Here is a 15,844-nt window from a genome sequence, read left to right on the forward strand (position 1 = left end):
TCATTATGTGTGATCTAGGTTGGCACTTGAGGGCTAAATCTTGGTTAAAGTGCTTTGAGCATTCCATGATACTGAAGTTTGAGTATTTCAACCAAGATTACAATGAAGGAGACAATAATGTCAGATAAAGTTTTTCATCTCGGAGTCACGCAAGAAGATCTGAATGGTGCAACACTGGCGATATTGCCTGGTGACCCTGAACGCGTTAAGAAAATTGCTGACCAAATGGATTCTCCAGAATTTTTGGCGAGTCATCGTGAATTTACCCTGTATCGCGCAAAAGTTGAGGGTAAACCTGTCATTGTTTGTTCAACAGGTATCGGTGGACCATCGACTTCAATTGCAGTAGAAGAGCTGGCACAGTTAGGCGTTCGCAGCTTCTTACGTGTTGGTACAACGGGCGCGATTCAGCCCAATATTCAGATCGGGGATATGATCGTGACAACCGGTGCTGTTCGTTTAGATGGTGCAAGTCTGCACTTTGCTCCGATGGAATTCCCGGCTGTCTCAGATTTTGCTGCGATGAGTGCACTTAAGCAGGCTGCTGATAATGAAGGCATTCCGGTTCATACGGGAATTACAGCGTCGAGTGACACATTCTATCCGGGTCAAGAGCGTTACGACACGTATTCTGGTCGGGTAACGCGCCGTTTTCAGGGCTCAGTCGAAGAGTGGCAAGCGATGGGCGTGATGAACTTTGAGATGGAATCCGCAACGCTGTTTACCATGTGCGCCAGTTCTGGTCTGCAAGCGGGATGTGTGGGTGGTGTGATTATCAACCGGACACTCAAAGAAATTCCGGATCATGCGATTATTAAAGAGGTTGAAGCAAAATCGATCCGTGTTGTCGTCAAAGCCGCAGCGCTTTTGCTCGCTTAATTCTCACCTAAACATTTCGGGGCGTCATGTGCGATGGTACATGACGCCTTTATTGGTCTAGGCGGTGAGTAACTTTGGGAGAGGCAGATACAGTGTCTCAATGAGCTCTCCCAGCATATGGTCGTAAACATGAGCAATACTCAACGAGATATCTTCGCTCATCTGATACATCGCTTCGGCACTGATATGAGAGTCAGGGTTTTTCCCTACATCGGATAAAATCACCAGCGCTTTGGTACACGTCGGGGATGAGATTGATAAGGGACTCACCATCGTTAACTGGTTCACTTTTCTCGAGAGTATGTCAGCACAGTGCTGTAAACGTGTTTGTCCTTCAGGTGTGTTCATCTCTTCAATACAAATTCTAAATTGTGTCAAAGCGTCCATCGCATCAATGACTTGCTGCCAGTTCATATGATATTCATCACTCAAATCTTCCCGACTGACGTCAATTAACCAAGCCAGCATGACTTCATCCATAAGAAACATACAGTGGCGGATCGCTTTACCGTGAATCATTTGATTGCGCGAAATCGTCCGTTCCGACCAATCCTGAATGAGCGCTTTCAGTTTGAGTTGAAGCACTCGATACATTGGCTTGTTATCAAAATGAGCAATGGAAATGAGGTGAGTGGTTTTCTCACTCAGCAGTCCGGCAAGATGCTCGATTTCAACGTCTCTGTGTTCACCAAACATGAGAACATGATGTGTGGCACTTCGATGCTGGCGGCACAGATACAGCACCTGACGTAAATCAACAAGCAGTTCATACTTTCGTTGCAGGGTAGATTCACGTTGTTTGGCAAGATAAAACATGAATCCGAGTATACTGATGGAAATCAGCATCGAAATAATGACAAACATAACCAACTCCTTGTTGTTAGAGAGATGGCTTGATTTTGTGGTTGTTGACCGTTGTGCAGAATAGCGTTATACACGCTACAAATCTCCGCCAATCGGATTGAAAATAAACAAGTCGCCCCCACAAAGGTCAAGACACCTTTGTATCCTTGTGATGAAAGATTAGCAGAATTAGTGCCAGATTTTTTTATTTTAAAAATCATGTTCTTAACCTTTCATTTACAATTATTATGCACCGTTATTGTGCGTAAATGGTAATCTTGGGGAGAAACGGTTTACGTGTGTGGATGCGCATTGATAAAAAAGGCCTTATCGGAAACCGATAAGGCCTTTAAAGTATTGATATTGATGCTAATTTTACATGACGCGCATACCCGGACGGGCACCTTCATGTGGTTCGAGTATCCAGAGCTCTTTTCCACCCGGACCGGCTGCGAGAATCATGCCTTCAGATAAGCCAAACTTCATTTTCCGAGGCTTCAGGTTGGCAACCATCACAGTATATTTACCCACGAGCTCTTCAGGCTGATAAGCAGCTTTGATTCCGGAAAAGACCTGACGAACCTCACCACCGATGTCCAGCTGGAACTTGAGTAACTTATCCGCTTTAGGAACCGCTTCACAAGATAAGATTTTCGCAATACGAAGATCCACTTTGGCGAAATCATCAAATTCAATCTCGGGTGCAACTGGGTCTTTACTGAGTTCCGTCTCTTCCTGAGCGGATGCCTGAATGATGGCTCTCTCGGCCTCAACCGCTTCTTTGGAAGCCTCGACCATCGCTTCAATCTGTTTTGGATCGATGCGACTGAAGAGGGCTTTAAACGCTGCAATCTCATGATCAACCAAAGGTTGTTGGATGGCATCCCAGCTCAGTTCTTGATTGAGGAATGCTTCACTACGGGCTGCCAGCGCTGGCATCACGGGTTTGAGGTAAGTCATCAGGACGCGGAACAGGTTCAGACCCATGGAACAGATCGCTTGTAGCTCCTGCTCTTTTCCTTCCTGTTTGGCAATCACCCATGGTGCTTTTTCATCAACATATTGGTTGGCTTTATCCGCCAAGGCGGTGATCTCGCGGATCGCCCGGCCAAACTCTCGGTTTTCATACAGTTCACCGATATGTTCAGCAGCATCAATAAATGTCTGATACAGTTCTGGTTCGACACAAGTCGCTGCCAGTTGTCCTGCAAAACGTTTGTTGATAAAACCTGCATTGCGTGATGCCAGATTGACGATTTTATTGACGATATCCGAGTTCACCCGTTGGGTGAAATCTTCCAGATTCAAATCGAGGTCATCAATGCGGTTATTGAGTTTAGCTGCGTAATAGTAACGCAAGCACTCTGGGTCAAGATGGTCTAAATAGGTACTCGCTTTGATGAATGTCCCTTTGGACTTCGACATCTTCGCGCCGTTCACCGTGACATAGCCGTGAACGAATACGTTATTCGGTTTACGAAAACCAGACCCTTCCAGCATGGCTGGCCAGAATAGGCTGTGGAAGTAGACAATGTCTTTACCGATGAAGTGGTAAAGTTCGGCCTGACTGTTTTTGTGCCAGTATTCGTCGAAATCCAGATCATCGCGTCGATCACATAAATTCTTAAACGACCCCATGTAGCCGATCGGTGCATCGAGCCAGACATAAAAATATTTGCCGCTTTCGCCCGGGATCTCAAAACCGAAATAAGGTGCATCGCGTGAGATGTCCCACTGTTGCAGACCGGATTCAAACCACTCCTGCATTTTATTGGCCATTTCTGTTTGTAAAGAACCAGACCGTGTCCACGCTTTCAGCATGTCTGCAAATTGGGGTAAATCAAAGAAGAAATGCTCAGAATCTTTCATGACCGGTGTCGCACCGGACACGGCAGACTTTGGATTGATCAAGTCTGTTGGGCTGTAGGTTTCGCCACAGGCATCACAGTTATCGCCATATTGATCTTCTGAGTGACATTTAGGGCAGGTGCCTTTGACAAAACGATCAGGCAAAAACATTTCTTTTTCAGGATCGTACAGTTGGGAAATCGTCCGGCTGGAAATAAAGCCGTTGGTCTTGAGTTGTTGATAAATCAGCGAAGAAAGCGCACGGTTTTCTTCACTGTGAGTGCTGTGATAGTTATCAAAGCTAATATCAAAACCGGCAAAATCTTTCTGGTGTTCTTGACTGACCGAAGCAATCATTTCTTCTGGCGTGATCCCCATCTGCTGTGCTTTCAGCATAATCGGGGTACCGTGTGCATCATCTGCACAGATAAAGTGAATGACATTGCCGCGTAGGCGTTGGTAGCGTACCCAGATATCCGCTTGAATATGCTCCAGCATATGACCCAAGTGGATAGAACCGTTGGCATACGGCAGGGCACAAGTTACCAGAATTTTTCTTGGTTCAGTTGCCATAACTTATCTTTCGCTCTGTCTGTTATACTCGGATGGCCTCAAAATATAGTCGTATGAAAGCTTGATATGTGATTCTGAGGTTGTCGGAGTGATGTATCAAAAATTTGTGACTGCTAATACTACCTGATGACAGGAATAACGCCAAGGCGTTATTCCTTTCTCTTGCAGGGGTTCTGTCTGGTTTACTGTGGTGTTAGCATAGGCTTTTGGCGCTGCCTGATGAACGTGTCGTCACAGGTCAGTGTGTCGATTGAAATCGTATCCGGTCAAGAAGGTAATCTATGCGGCAGCTTACACCTCCCCAACAACTCTGTATCTGGTTGAATCAATTTTCTCACCCTTGTTTGCGTTCCGATTGGGCATCCCAACCGGGTCTGGTTTACACCCATGAAGATGACCGCTATCACATTGAACTCCCTTTTGCTGCGAATACACTGGCGGACGAGCTACGTCAATGGCTTGCTGCGCAAACCGATCGACCGGTTGCCGGTGACATTTGTGTTCACATCGTGCCGAAAACCTTACAGACCCAAGTCGCGTCTCCTGTCAAAGGGGTCAAAAATATTATTGCAGTCACTTCTGGAAAAGGCGGTGTCGGAAAATCCACAACCGCGGTCAATCTGGCCTTGGGGCTGGCTGCCTCTCATGCCCGTGTCGGCATCTTGGATGCCGATATCTATGGGCCATCCGTGCCAATGATGTTAGGAACGGTCCATGCAGAACTGGCGGTTCGTGATGAACGTTGGATGCAACCGGTTCTGTCACACGGCTTGTATTCACATTCAATTGGTTATCTGATGAGTCAGGATGATGCTGCCGTATGGCGAGGCCCGATGGCCTCCAAAGCGTTTCAGCAACTGCTCAATGAGACCGAATGGCCGTCGTTAGACTACTTGGTGGTGGATATGCCACCGGGCACCGGAGACATCCAACTTACCTTATCACAGCAGATGCCGTTGACTGGCGCGGTGGTGGTCACCACACCGCAAGATTTGGCACTCGCGGATGCCCGCAAAGGTGTGGCGATGTTTGAAAAGGTCAATGTCCCTGTCGTCGGGTTGGTGGAGAATATGAGTTATCACATCTGTAGTCAGTGTGGTCACCGTGAAGACCTCTTCGGAACAGGCGGGGCGGAGAAAATGGCGCAGGAATATGGCTTGAGTCTCCTGGCGAAAATCCCATTACACCGGCAGGTTCGAGAAGATATTGATACAGGTTGCCCGACCGTTGTCGCACGACCTGAAAGCGAGCATTCTCAGCTTTATCTGGCGATGGCTGAGCGGATTGCCAGCCATTTGTATTGGCATGGTCAGGTGATTCCGGATGCGATCCCCTTCACTCATCTGAAATAAGTTTTGTATTGATCGGACAGGGATTGTCTGTGTTGAATGCTACTTTGATGAAAGAAAAGATAAATTATGTCTTTTTAACCGTGTCAATCTGGCATCCGGTGGCGCTTGTCTCTATAATCACGCCGGCTTATCTGGTTTCTTTGTCAAATGTATCGAGTGAACAATCATGTCTGATCACAATCAATGCGTCATTATAGGGATTGCTGGCGCTTCTGCCTCAGGGAAAAGTCTTATCGCGAGTACCATCTACCGTGAATTGCGAGCCAAAGTCGGCGACCACCAAATCGGTGTGATTACCGAAGATCGCTACTATAAGGATCAAAGTCATCTGAGCATGGAGCAACGGGTCAAAACCAATTATGACCATCCGAGTGCGCTGGACCATGATTTATTATGTGAACATTTACAGCAATTGGTTCAGGGAGAGTCGGTTGATGTCCCCGAATATAGTTATACCGAACATACCCGCACAGACAATACGCAGTGTATGAATCCGAAAAAGGTCATCATTCTGGAAGGCATTCTGTTGTTGACTGAGCCGCGTCTGAGAGAATTAATGCACGCGACTATTTTTATGGATACCCCTTTAGATATTTGTCTGCTGCGTCGCGTGAAACGTGATGTTGAAGAGCGGGGACGAACACTTGATTCGGTGTTGAAGCAGTATCAGGAAACGGTCAGACCGATGTTTTTACAGTTTATTGAACCGTCTAAGCAGTATGCAGATATCATTGTTCCGCGTGGTGGGAAAAACCGGATTGCCATCGATGTGTTGAAAGCCCATATTGCTAAGTTGCTCAAGTCCTGAACCGGGCATTGAACTGACTTTCTGTTCATCGTAGAAATGGCACCTGATAGCGTGCCATTTTTTATTCCCGCCACCCGATGACTTTTCCTGCGATATGATTTGCCCCTGACTGTGAATAATGGAACTGACTGTGAATCACGGAACTGACGGTGAGCGCTGACACGTCATTAAGCGTATTTTTGACATGAGTCTGACCTTGAACAGGGAAGGACAAAGTGCATATGGTTGTCATTTGATTATAAAATACCTATCTTAAGAAACATTCTTATCGTTCAACGGTCTTAGTTCCCTCTAAGAGATCCGGAAAATAAGTGATCAGGAAAATTGCCAATGAAAAAATTACTCCTTGCGGTTGTGATAATTTGCGCTGTGATTGCCGCTGGCATCGTCACATTAGTCACCGTCGTTGACCCGAATCAGTTCAAGCCGCTGATTGTCGAGCAAACGAAGAAAGCAACGGGAATGGATGTTGTGATTGGCGGTGATATCCACTGGCAGTTTTTTCCTGCGATTGGTTTTCAGGTTGATGATGTATCACTGAAAAATCCAACAGGTTTCCAGCGACAAAATTTACTGCACGTATCACACCTGTCTATTGATGTGGCTGTGATGCCACTTCTGGATAAAGAGTTGGACATCGGCAGTATCAATCTGGACGGTGCTGATATTCAGATCGAAACCTTGCGGGACGGCACCACCAATTTAGATCGTCTGCTTCATCAGCAGCAAGCACAGCAAACGGACACGGCGAAGCCAACTGATGCTGCCACACCAGAGCAGCAGACATCAACGGATTCAACTGAGTCGACTGAAAAGGCGCAGTCATGGCAGGTTCGCGTGGCTGGCGTCGATATCCGCGAAGCTCGTATCGCGGTACTCAATGAGGCTCAGCCAGAAAATCAACTCTCGCTTCAGGATGTGAATCTGACGGTGAGTGCTTTTGCCCCAAACCAGTGGACGACGTTTTCCTGGTCTGTTCAGGGGAAACGGGCCGTGCAACAATTCTCGGTCGCGGGAGAGGGGGAGTTTCGTTTATCCGCTGATTATCGCCACTATGCGCTACGCCAGATCTCGGTGAAGGGCAGTTATCAGGATAAAACGAACGATGTGCGTACTCTGACGTTGTCTTTACCGATGTTCGAAGTCGGTCAGGATGCACCGTTTGAGATGTCTGTTGCAGGTAAACTTGCCGATAATGACATCAATTTTACCGGGAAAGGCACATTGAATCTGGATGCAAAATATCAGCATGTTCGGGTCAATGGGTTGGATACACAATTAAAGCTCACAGGCGCACAACTCCCTGTGAGTCCGTTACCGATTGCAGTGCAGGGAAATCTTCGGATGAATCTGCCTGAAAGCCAGTTGGATATGCGCGATTTAAAACTCCAAGTGGCGGATGTGAAATTACAAGGTAACACGTCGCTTCATCTGGGGAATAAGCCTGCGATTCATTTCCGGCTTCAGGGCGATCAGATTGATCTCAGCCCGTTTTTACCACCAGCAACGGACACTGGGGCTGCCACACAAGATGCGTCATCTGCTCAAGCCTCGGTGGCTGCTGTGAATTCGACGACACAAGCGCCACAAACCGCGTCAACTCAAGAACCGGACCTGACGGCGCTCAAAGCATTTGATCTCGACGGGACGCTAAATATTGCCGGGCTTACAGCGCAGAAACTGACGTTAAATAACTTGGGGATCAAAGTGAATCTGCGGCATGGCGTGCTGACACTTTCTGAGTTGCAGGCCGACCTATATCAAGGCCATTTACAAGGGAATGGGGTTCTCAATGCCAGCGTTGCACCTGCGACTTATCAGATCCAGCAGTCCTTGCAAGGGATTCAGATTCAACCGGTGTTAAAAGCAGTGGCTGACAATGACCGTCTTGAAGGTAAAGGCTCAGTTGTACTTGATCTGCGCGGCCGGGGTTTAAGTGAAAAACGCCTTAAAGAGAACATTGCCGGGACAGTGAAAGTTCAATTGCAGGATGGTGCAGTCAACGGTATCAATGTCGCTCAGATCATTCGTCAGGGCTACGCCAAATTGAAAGGCAAACCGCTGGATGACACCGAAGGTGTGCAGAAAACAGACTTTAGTGCCGCCAGTGCGACACTTCACTTAAGCCGAGGTGTTGCCACCATCAAAGAAAGCGCGTTACAGTCTCCGCTATTGCGTGTACATACTCAAGGTGACGTGAATTATGTGGCGCAAACAATGGATGTGGTTGTCCGTGCATCGATTGTCGGGACCCTGAAAGGCCAAGGCGGAAAAGATATCAATGAGCTGAAAGATGTCACTATTCCGATTCAGGTCAAGGGAAGCTGGACACAACCTAAATATAAGTTGGTTTTCGATGATGTTGTGAAACAGAAAGTGGAAAAAGAACTTGATAGGGGTTTGGAAAAGCTGGATGGCAAAATCAAAGATGAGCGTACCAAAAAAGCGCTGAACAAGCTGCTTAAGGGACTTTTATAATGTATTCGCGCGCAAGCGTAAATCTGTGATGCCAATAAAGCGACGATGAAGCTGCGTTAAAAAACAGGGACAGGCGAAAGCCTGTCCCTGTTGCGTTATTTGTATCGAGTCACTGTTACCAGTCGATCCCTTGCTGCGCTTTTACACCGGCTTGAAAAGCGTGTTTGACATTTTTAACTTCTGAAACAGTATCTGCCAGATCAAGCAGTTCTCGATGTGCACCACGACCGGTAATGATGACTGTTTGCATCGGAGGTCGTTGTTGCAGGGCAGTGAGAACCTCTTCCAGTGCCACATAGCCATAACTGACCATATATGTCAGTTCATCTAACAAGACCACGTTAAGCGTTTCATCTTGCAACATCTGCTGGCATTGTTCCCACACAGCCTGTGCGGCAGCGGTATCCGTATCTTTATTCTGCGTTTCCCAAGTGAACCCGGTTGACATGACATGAAATGTGACGCCCAACTTTTCCAGTAGGTTGCGTTCTCCGTTATCCCATGTGCCTTTTATAAACTGCGCTACACCGCAATTCAGACCATGTCCGACGGCTCTGGCAACCGTACCAAAACCGGATGTTGACTTGCCTTTTCCATTACCGGTAATCACGATCACAATTCCGCGTTCTTCAGTTGCTGATGCAATTTTCGCATCAACTTTTTCTTTGATTCGTTGCTGGCGTGCCTGATAACGATCAGATTGGTTATCTTCATTTGACATGGTGTCAGATTCCTATTTCATGGGCGCAATAGCGGTATCATAGCGTAATGCTGCGACTGCAAAAACCATAGCTTCAGTATGGTCAGTCCTCACAGACTGGGCCACCGGCAAACTTGGTCATTGGCTTGAACATTGTTCGTTCAAAAACTGCGAATTTGATACCAGCATGTAACTCAAGTACGATTCAATCACAAGCAATCATCACAAGGGTCATCCATGCGTCAACATAAACAATCAATTCTGGTGGTCTGTATGGGCAACATTTGTCGTTCTCCGACAGGAGAAGCCGTGCTCAAAGCGAAAGCTGCGCAAATGGGCATCGCGGTTGACGTCGATTCTGCCGGAACCATTGCTTATCATCAGGGAAACTCACCGGATAGACGGGCGCAAATAGCCGGAGAACAACGCGGCTACAGTTTTGCTGGGATGAGTGCCAGACAAGTGACAAGCGATGACTTCGCACGGTTTGATATGATTCTTGCCGCGGATCGGGATAACCTCGCTGATTTACAGGCCAGATGCCCCGCAGAGCATCAACATAAGTTATCGCTGTTTCTCAGTCACGGTCAGTCAACGGAAGATGAAATACCAGACCCTTATTATGGCGGTGATGCCGGATTTGAACGAGTGTTAGATTTGTTGGAAGAGTCAGCAGAAGCGGTGTTAAGAAAGTTATAATCCGTCACCGGATAAAAAAATCCGCCAGAGCGGCGGATTTTTGTGTTTATACAGCGGACAATGTCAGGTCTTAGAAGCTGCGGCTGTATTGTAGTCCCAGCAGAACTGCGTCAGCATGTGTAGTGCCGGTGATCTTGCCAAAAATTTTATTATCTTCAGTGACGGACACATCTTCACCGATTAAGTAAGTGAAGCCAAAATCGACATTCGATTTTTCATCCAAGTGATAAGTGAAACCGGCAGAAAACCACTGGCGATCTGAGTCGGGTACAGAGATTGAGCGGACATCGTCTTGGGCACTAGTATCGTACATATAACCGGCACGTAGCGTCCAGGTTTGGTTCAGGAAGTAGGTGCCACCCAGTGAATAATGCCAGCCATCTTTCCACTGATAATTATTAATCGTGCCACTGGTCTCGGCTGCGAGGACATCGAATTCAGACCACTTGATCCACTGAATACTATAGTGAACTGCGTAATCGTCATTCAGACGATGATAACCGGAGAATTCGGCAAAATCAGGCAGCGGCATCACGACCGTATCAGAGACACTGCCACTGGCTTGGGAGTACTTTACAGATTCAACATCGCCATCCGCTTTGAGGTCCGGACTGTAGTGATAATCGACACCGAAACGGTTGTTCTCATTATATTCGTATACGGCACCCAGATTGTAGCCGACAGCCCAGCCGTCCGCATCAAGGTCAGTGCCGACACCTGAGCTCAAGTTGAGTGCTTGTGCCACAGCCTGTGCCTGCGGACTGAGTGGGCGTTTGAACTTACCTTGTCCGTAGATCAGATCCAAACCGGCACCAAGACTCCATTGTTCATTGATTCGATAAGAACCGACCACCCCGAAGTTAAAACTTTTTACGTCGGTCTTACCACCGAATTCATAGCCGGCATAATTACTATCAAATTCAGTTTTGGTCCCGAAGTTAGAATAGGCATTGAGCCCCCAGGCAAATTTTTCATTGACTGGGACGACGAGATAGATGTTCGGTGCAAACGATGTGCCCCCCGCATCAGAGTAGTCAGCATTGGTTTGTTGAGAGCTATTGCGGTAATTAGTGTAAGTTGCATCGTCCACATCGATCAGCGTGGTGATGCTTTCAAACCCAAGTGACAGGGAAACATCATCAAACAGAGCCATGGCGGCCGGGTTTTTCGCAATCACAGAGGCATTGTCTGCGATGACGGCATCACCAGCGAAAGCACGGCCGAGTCCGGTCGCTGATTGTGCATTGAGTTGAAAACCTGCGGCAAAGGACTGCTGGGCGGTCACTGACACTGCCACTGCGATCAGGGTTTTCTGAAACAGGCGCGTATTGTTCATAAGATAAATTTCCTTTTTTAACGGTCTCTAAATGGACCTTATCCAGTAAATAACCCCAGTATTATTAGAGTATTTACTTAGTTGGCGGCTGATACTAGTGACTAGTGTAGGGCATAGAAATCCGACCAGTTTAAATTCATGGTATAAAATTACCGATCTGGTAGCTATATGGCATGAATTGGGGTGAAAAAGTTACTTTTTAGAGTATATGCTCTATCGGGGTTAGGTGATTAAATCATCAATTTGTCATAATTTTAGTGTGGAATGATAAGGTTATACTGATGGATATGTCATACAGGGCCATTGAGCGATTCTCATATGTAGTAATTTTCCATACATTTTTTGGGGTTTCTGCGTGCTTCTGAAAGAATCAAGGCTATTTTCTGTAAATCAAAACAAAATTGATCTATTTCAAAAATTATTCACAGAAAGTCATTATAGTAGCTCATGTCATCTGGTTAGCCGTCAGGTTAACATGTTGAGCAAGATGACACTTCCTTTTGAAGGCTGACTTTACTTTCTCCTAATCAGGAAACTGATTTTTCAATTGGCGTAAGTTAATTGCTTTATACATTCCAACCACACAGTTTTGTGTGGTTTTTTTTTGCTTCGATTTTCATATGGGGTTCGCTGCTTTTGTGAGAGGGCATGACTTTCACCCCATGGCCTGTTCACCCGAGCACCTCCCGCCAGAGAGCACCGATATTCAAAATGTGCTTAGTCACTCTTTTTACAAAAGAAAATTTTACAAAAGAAAATGAAGTGGTTGTTTGGCATCTGTTAACAACTTAGCTACAATTGCAACAGGTCAGACCTCTACTCTATAAGGACATCATATGGCGACAAAACTATGCCGGACACACGCAGGAGAAAGGGTCGCGATTGTCAGCGGTATCCGTACTCCTTTTGCCCGTCAGTGGACAGCGTTCCGTCAGGTCACCGCGATTGAGTTAGGCACGATGGTGGTGAATGAATTACTACAACGCACCGGTATTGATAAACGATTGATTGATCAGGTTGTTTTTGGGCAGGTGATCCAAATGCCGGAAGCCCCTAATATTGCCCGGGAGATTGTGTTGAATGCCGGTTTGGATGTTCATACCGATGCTTACAGTGTGACACGAGCCTGCGCGACAAGCTTACAGGCATTGACCGCAGCATCAGAGAGTATTCTTTGTGGTCATACGGAGATTGCAATTGTCGGTGGTGCTGATTCTTCATCTGTCCTGCCAATCGGCGTATCGAAAACATTGGCGTCGGCATTATTAGCCAGCTCGAAAGCGAAAACGCTGACGAAAAAGATTCAGGCATTTAAACGGATGACATTTCGCGATTTATTACCGGTTCCTCCCGCTATCGCCGAGTATTCTACCGGTTTGTCGATGGGTGACACGGCTGAACAAATGGCAAAGACTTATCAAATCAGTCGCGAGGATCAGGATGAATTGGCTTTTCTGTCTCATCAGAAAGCCGCTGCCGCGTGGGCATCGGGTAAGTTGAGCGCTGAAGTGATGACAGCCTATCCGAAGCCTTATCAGGCAGTGCTGGATCAGGATAATAACTTACGGGCAGAAACCGCCCGAGACGCGTACCACAAATTACGGCCTGCGTTTGATCGTCGCTTCGGGACTGTCACCGCTGCCAACAGTACGCCCTTAACCGACGGTGCTGCAGCAATGTTAATTATGCGTGAGCAGCGCGCGAAAGAATTAGGATTGCCAATCTTAGGTTATCTCCGATCCTATGCTTATCAAGCCATCCCTGTTAAACGGGACATGTTGATGGGGCCGGCACATGCAACACCGCTTGCTTTAGAAAGAGCAGGGCTAACATTAGCGGATATTTCGTTGATCGAAATGCACGAAGCGTTTGCATCTCAGGTACTGGCGAATCTGAAAATGTTTGCCAGCCCGGATTTTGCCAAGCAAATCGGACGCAGTCACCCTATCGGAGAAGTGGATATGACACGATTCAATGTTTCGGGAGGATCGATTGCGTATGGTCATCCGTTCGCAGCAACCGGTGCCAGACTGGTCACACAGCTACTGCATGAGCTGAATCGCAGAAATGGCGGTTTTGGTTTGGTGACAGCGTGTGCTGCCGGTGGTTTGGGTTCTGCATTGGTACTGGAGGTTGATCATGGCTGAATTGCATCATTCTGAGCAGAAAAGTTTTCATCTGACGATTGAAGATGATCTCGCTTGGCTGGCGCTGGATGTGCCAGAGGAAAGCATGAATACACTAAAAGCATCATTTAGCGATGAGATTGATGCCATTCTGACGGAACTGTCGCAAGCGGAGCAGCACGTTAAAGGTTTAGTGATTTATTCCCGCAAACCGGACAATTTTATTGTCGGTGCAGATATCACCATGTTCGAGCAGTGCCAATCGGCCGAAGATGCTGCGAGTCTGGCAAAGATGGGGCAGGATATTTTCCGCAAAATTGAAGCGTTGCCGTTTCCGGTTGTCGCTGCGATTCATGGCGTATGTCTGGGAGGCGGGCTTGAGCTGGCATTAGCATGTGACTATCGTGTATGCAGTGATGACCCAACCACGGCTTTGGGTTTGCCTGAAGTTCAGTTGGGTTTGCTACCCGGCTCAGGTGGTACACAACGACTCCCGCGTCTGATCGGATTACTGCCCGCACTCGATCTGGTTCTGACAGGCAAAAAAGTTCGGAGTAAAAAAGCGTTGAAACTGGGTCTGGTCAACGCTTGTGTTGCGCAAGATGGGTTATTGAACGCTGCGCGGATGATCATCGAGAAACCGACGGACTTTCAGATCCGTTCAAGCTGGAAAAAGCGCTTGACGAACGGTGTGCTGGCGTTGAAAACCGTTCGCCATTGGGTGATCGAACAGGCTCGCAAGAAAGCACAGGCGAAGGCGAAGCATCATTATCCTGCGATTGATGCCATTTTAGATGTCATCCAACAAGGTTTGGATGAAGGTATGAGTGTCGGACTGAGTAAAGAGTCTCAAACATTTGGTCGTTTGGCGATGACCAGCGAATCTCAGGCATTACGGTCTATTTTCCTTGCCACATCTGCGCTCAAACGAGAAATGAAAGCGGATGAGCGGGTGAAAGAGGCCCAGCATGTCTCGATTTTAGGTGGTGGACTGATGGGGGCCGGTATTGGTTATGTGACGGTCGATAAGGCGAAAAAGAGACTCAGAATCAAAGATGTCAGCCATCAGGGCGTGCTTCATGCATTTCAGTATATCTATCAACGTTTGAATAAGAAATGTCAGCGCAAATATCTCTCTGAAGCTGATGTGCGGGCTGCTATGGCGACGGTTTCTGGCGGGGTTGATTTTTCCGGCTTTGGCGAAACTGATGTTGTGATTGAAGCCGTCTTTGAAGATTTAAAACTGAAACAAGAAATGGTGGCATCGGTCGAATCACATACCCGAGAGGACACCATTTTTGCGTCAAATACCTCTTCTTTGCCGATTCATGACATTGCGGCTCATGCAGCCCGGCCAGAGAATATCGTCGGTTTACACTATTTTAGCCCGGTAGAGAAAATGCCGTTGGTTGAAGTGATTCCTCACCAAAGCACCGCTCCCGAAACGATTGCAACGGTTGTTCGGTTAGCTTATCAACAAGGGAAAACACCGATCGTGGTTCAGGACCGAGCCGGATTTTATGTCAATCGTATTCTCGCCCTCTATATTAATGGGGCGGTACAGTGCTTGATTGATGGTGAGCCGATTGAAAAAATTGATCAGGCGTTGGTTGATTTCGGTTTTCCGGTTGGTCCGATGACGTTACTTGATGAAGTCGGGTTTGATGTGGCTTTTAAGATCTCACCAATTCTCGTTCAAGAGCTGGGTGAGCGCTTCCTCACTCCGCCAGCATTGGCACAGCTAATTAGTGATGGAAGAAAAGGACGGAAATCCGGATTAGGATTTTATCGGTATAAGGGTAAGAAGAAACAGCCGGATCGTTCGATTTACCGTCAGCTAAAAATTCGCGAACAAGTTTCACTCAGTCAGCACGATATTGCATTGCGCTGTGTGCTACCGCTCTTAAATGAAGCCGTTATGTGTCTTGACCAATCGGTGATTCGCAATGCTCGTGACGGGGATATCGGTGCCATCTTCGGGATTGGTTTCCCACCATTTTTAGGGGGACCTTTCCGTTATATGGATCAGATCGGGCTAAAGCAGATTGTCGAGCAAATGCAGACGTTATCTGGTGATCTTTGTCAGCCATGTCCTGCGTTAATGGCGCGTCTGGAGCATCAGCAACTGTTTTATTCAGCCGAAAATCCGCAGACCAAATGACAGGGCGGTTGATAGCCCATGCCGGAGTCGGACGAATATGC

Annotated in this window: 11 protein-coding genes; 7 read left to right on the forward strand and 4 right to left on the reverse strand. The window is 47.2% G+C overall.

The window, feature by feature from the left end; genetic code table 11:
• Nucleotides 1-117 precede the first annotated feature (117 nt).
• Complete coding sequence (gene udp / locus BSQ33_RS13935) at nt 118-879, forward strand: uridine phosphorylase (RefSeq protein WP_021019501.1); 762 nt, start codon at nt 118-120, stop codon at nt 877-879.
• A 57-nt stretch (nt 880-936) separates the two neighbouring features.
• Here the strand turns inward: udp and BSQ33_RS13940 are convergent, their stop codons facing one another.
• Together BSQ33_RS13940 and metG are read right to left on the reverse strand one after the other, a co-directional pair.
• Entirely contained in the window at nt 937-1,743 is an 807-nt protein-coding gene (locus BSQ33_RS13940) for a hypothetical protein (protein ID WP_021019502.1), read from the reverse strand.
• 354 nt (nt 1,744-2,097) lie between these two features.
• Nucleotides 2,098-4,143: a methionine--tRNA ligase gene (gene metG, locus BSQ33_RS13945; RefSeq protein ID WP_021019503.1), complete on the reverse strand. Its 2,046-nt coding sequence runs from the start codon at nt 4,141-4,143 to the stop codon at nt 2,098-2,100.
• A 281-nt stretch (nt 4,144-4,424) separates the two neighbouring features.
• Here metG and apbC point away from each other — a divergent pair, with 281 nt between their 5' ends.
• The 3 genes from apbC (at nt 4,425) to BSQ33_RS13960 (ending at nt 8,781) form a co-directional block, all read left to right on the forward strand.
• Nucleotides 4,425-5,495: an iron-sulfur cluster carrier protein ApbC gene (apbC, locus tag BSQ33_RS13950; protein WP_088134330.1), complete on the forward strand. Its 1,071-nt coding sequence runs from the start codon at nt 4,425-4,427 to the stop codon at nt 5,493-5,495.
• 166 nt (nt 5,496-5,661) lie between these two features.
• The gene (gene udk, locus BSQ33_RS13955) at nt 5,662-6,303 is read left to right on the forward strand and encodes a uridine kinase (RefSeq protein WP_021019505.1); all 642 of its coding nucleotides are present in this window, start codon (nt 5,662-5,664) and stop codon (nt 6,301-6,303) included.
• Between the two features lie 330 nt (nt 6,304-6,633).
• Nucleotides 6,634-8,781: an AsmA family protein gene (locus BSQ33_RS13960; protein WP_088134331.1), complete on the forward strand. Its 2,148-nt coding sequence runs from the start codon at nt 6,634-6,636 to the stop codon at nt 8,779-8,781.
• Nucleotides 8,782-8,896: 115 nt separating this feature from the next.
• Here BSQ33_RS13960 and cobO read toward each other — a convergent pair whose 3' ends face one another.
• Nucleotides 8,897-9,502: a cob(I)yrinic acid a,c-diamide adenosyltransferase gene (gene cobO, locus BSQ33_RS13965; RefSeq protein WP_088134332.1), complete on the reverse strand. Its 606-nt coding sequence runs from the start codon at nt 9,500-9,502 to the stop codon at nt 8,897-8,899.
• Nucleotides 9,503-9,718: 216 nt separating this feature from the next.
• On the opposite strand from cobO, the gene BSQ33_RS13970 reads away from it, so the two are divergent.
• Nucleotides 9,719-10,180: a low molecular weight protein-tyrosine-phosphatase gene (locus BSQ33_RS13970; RefSeq protein WP_088134333.1), complete on the forward strand. Its 462-nt coding sequence runs from the start codon at nt 9,719-9,721 to the stop codon at nt 10,178-10,180.
• 70 nt (nt 10,181-10,250) lie between these two features.
• Here the strand turns inward: BSQ33_RS13970 and BSQ33_RS13975 are convergent, their stop codons facing one another.
• Complete coding sequence (locus BSQ33_RS13975) at nt 10,251-11,516, reverse strand: outer membrane protein transport protein (RefSeq protein ID WP_021019509.1); 1,266 nt, start codon at nt 11,514-11,516, stop codon at nt 10,251-10,253.
• A gap of 836 nt (nt 11,517-12,352) precedes the next feature.
• Between BSQ33_RS13975 and fadI the strand changes: the two genes are divergently transcribed.
• Both fadI and fadJ read left to right on the forward strand, forming a co-directional pair.
• Nucleotides 12,353-13,663 (forward strand): acetyl-CoA C-acyltransferase FadI, encoded by a 1,311-nt coding sequence (gene fadI, locus BSQ33_RS13980; RefSeq protein ID WP_088134334.1) that lies wholly within the window; start codon nt 12,353-12,355, stop codon nt 13,661-13,663.
• On the forward strand, nt 13,656-15,803 hold the full coding sequence (gene fadJ, locus BSQ33_RS13985; protein ID WP_088134335.1) for a fatty acid oxidation complex subunit alpha FadJ: 2,148 nt from the start codon (nt 13,656-13,658) through the stop codon (nt 15,801-15,803). The genes fadI and fadJ overlap by 8 nt, the downstream gene beginning before the upstream one ends.
• Nucleotides 15,804-15,844: the final 41 nt, after the last annotated feature.

This window comes from Vibrio gazogenes (assembly GCF_002196515.1).
Lineage (GTDB): Bacteria > Pseudomonadota > Gammaproteobacteria > Enterobacterales > Vibrionaceae > Vibrio > Vibrio gazogenes_A.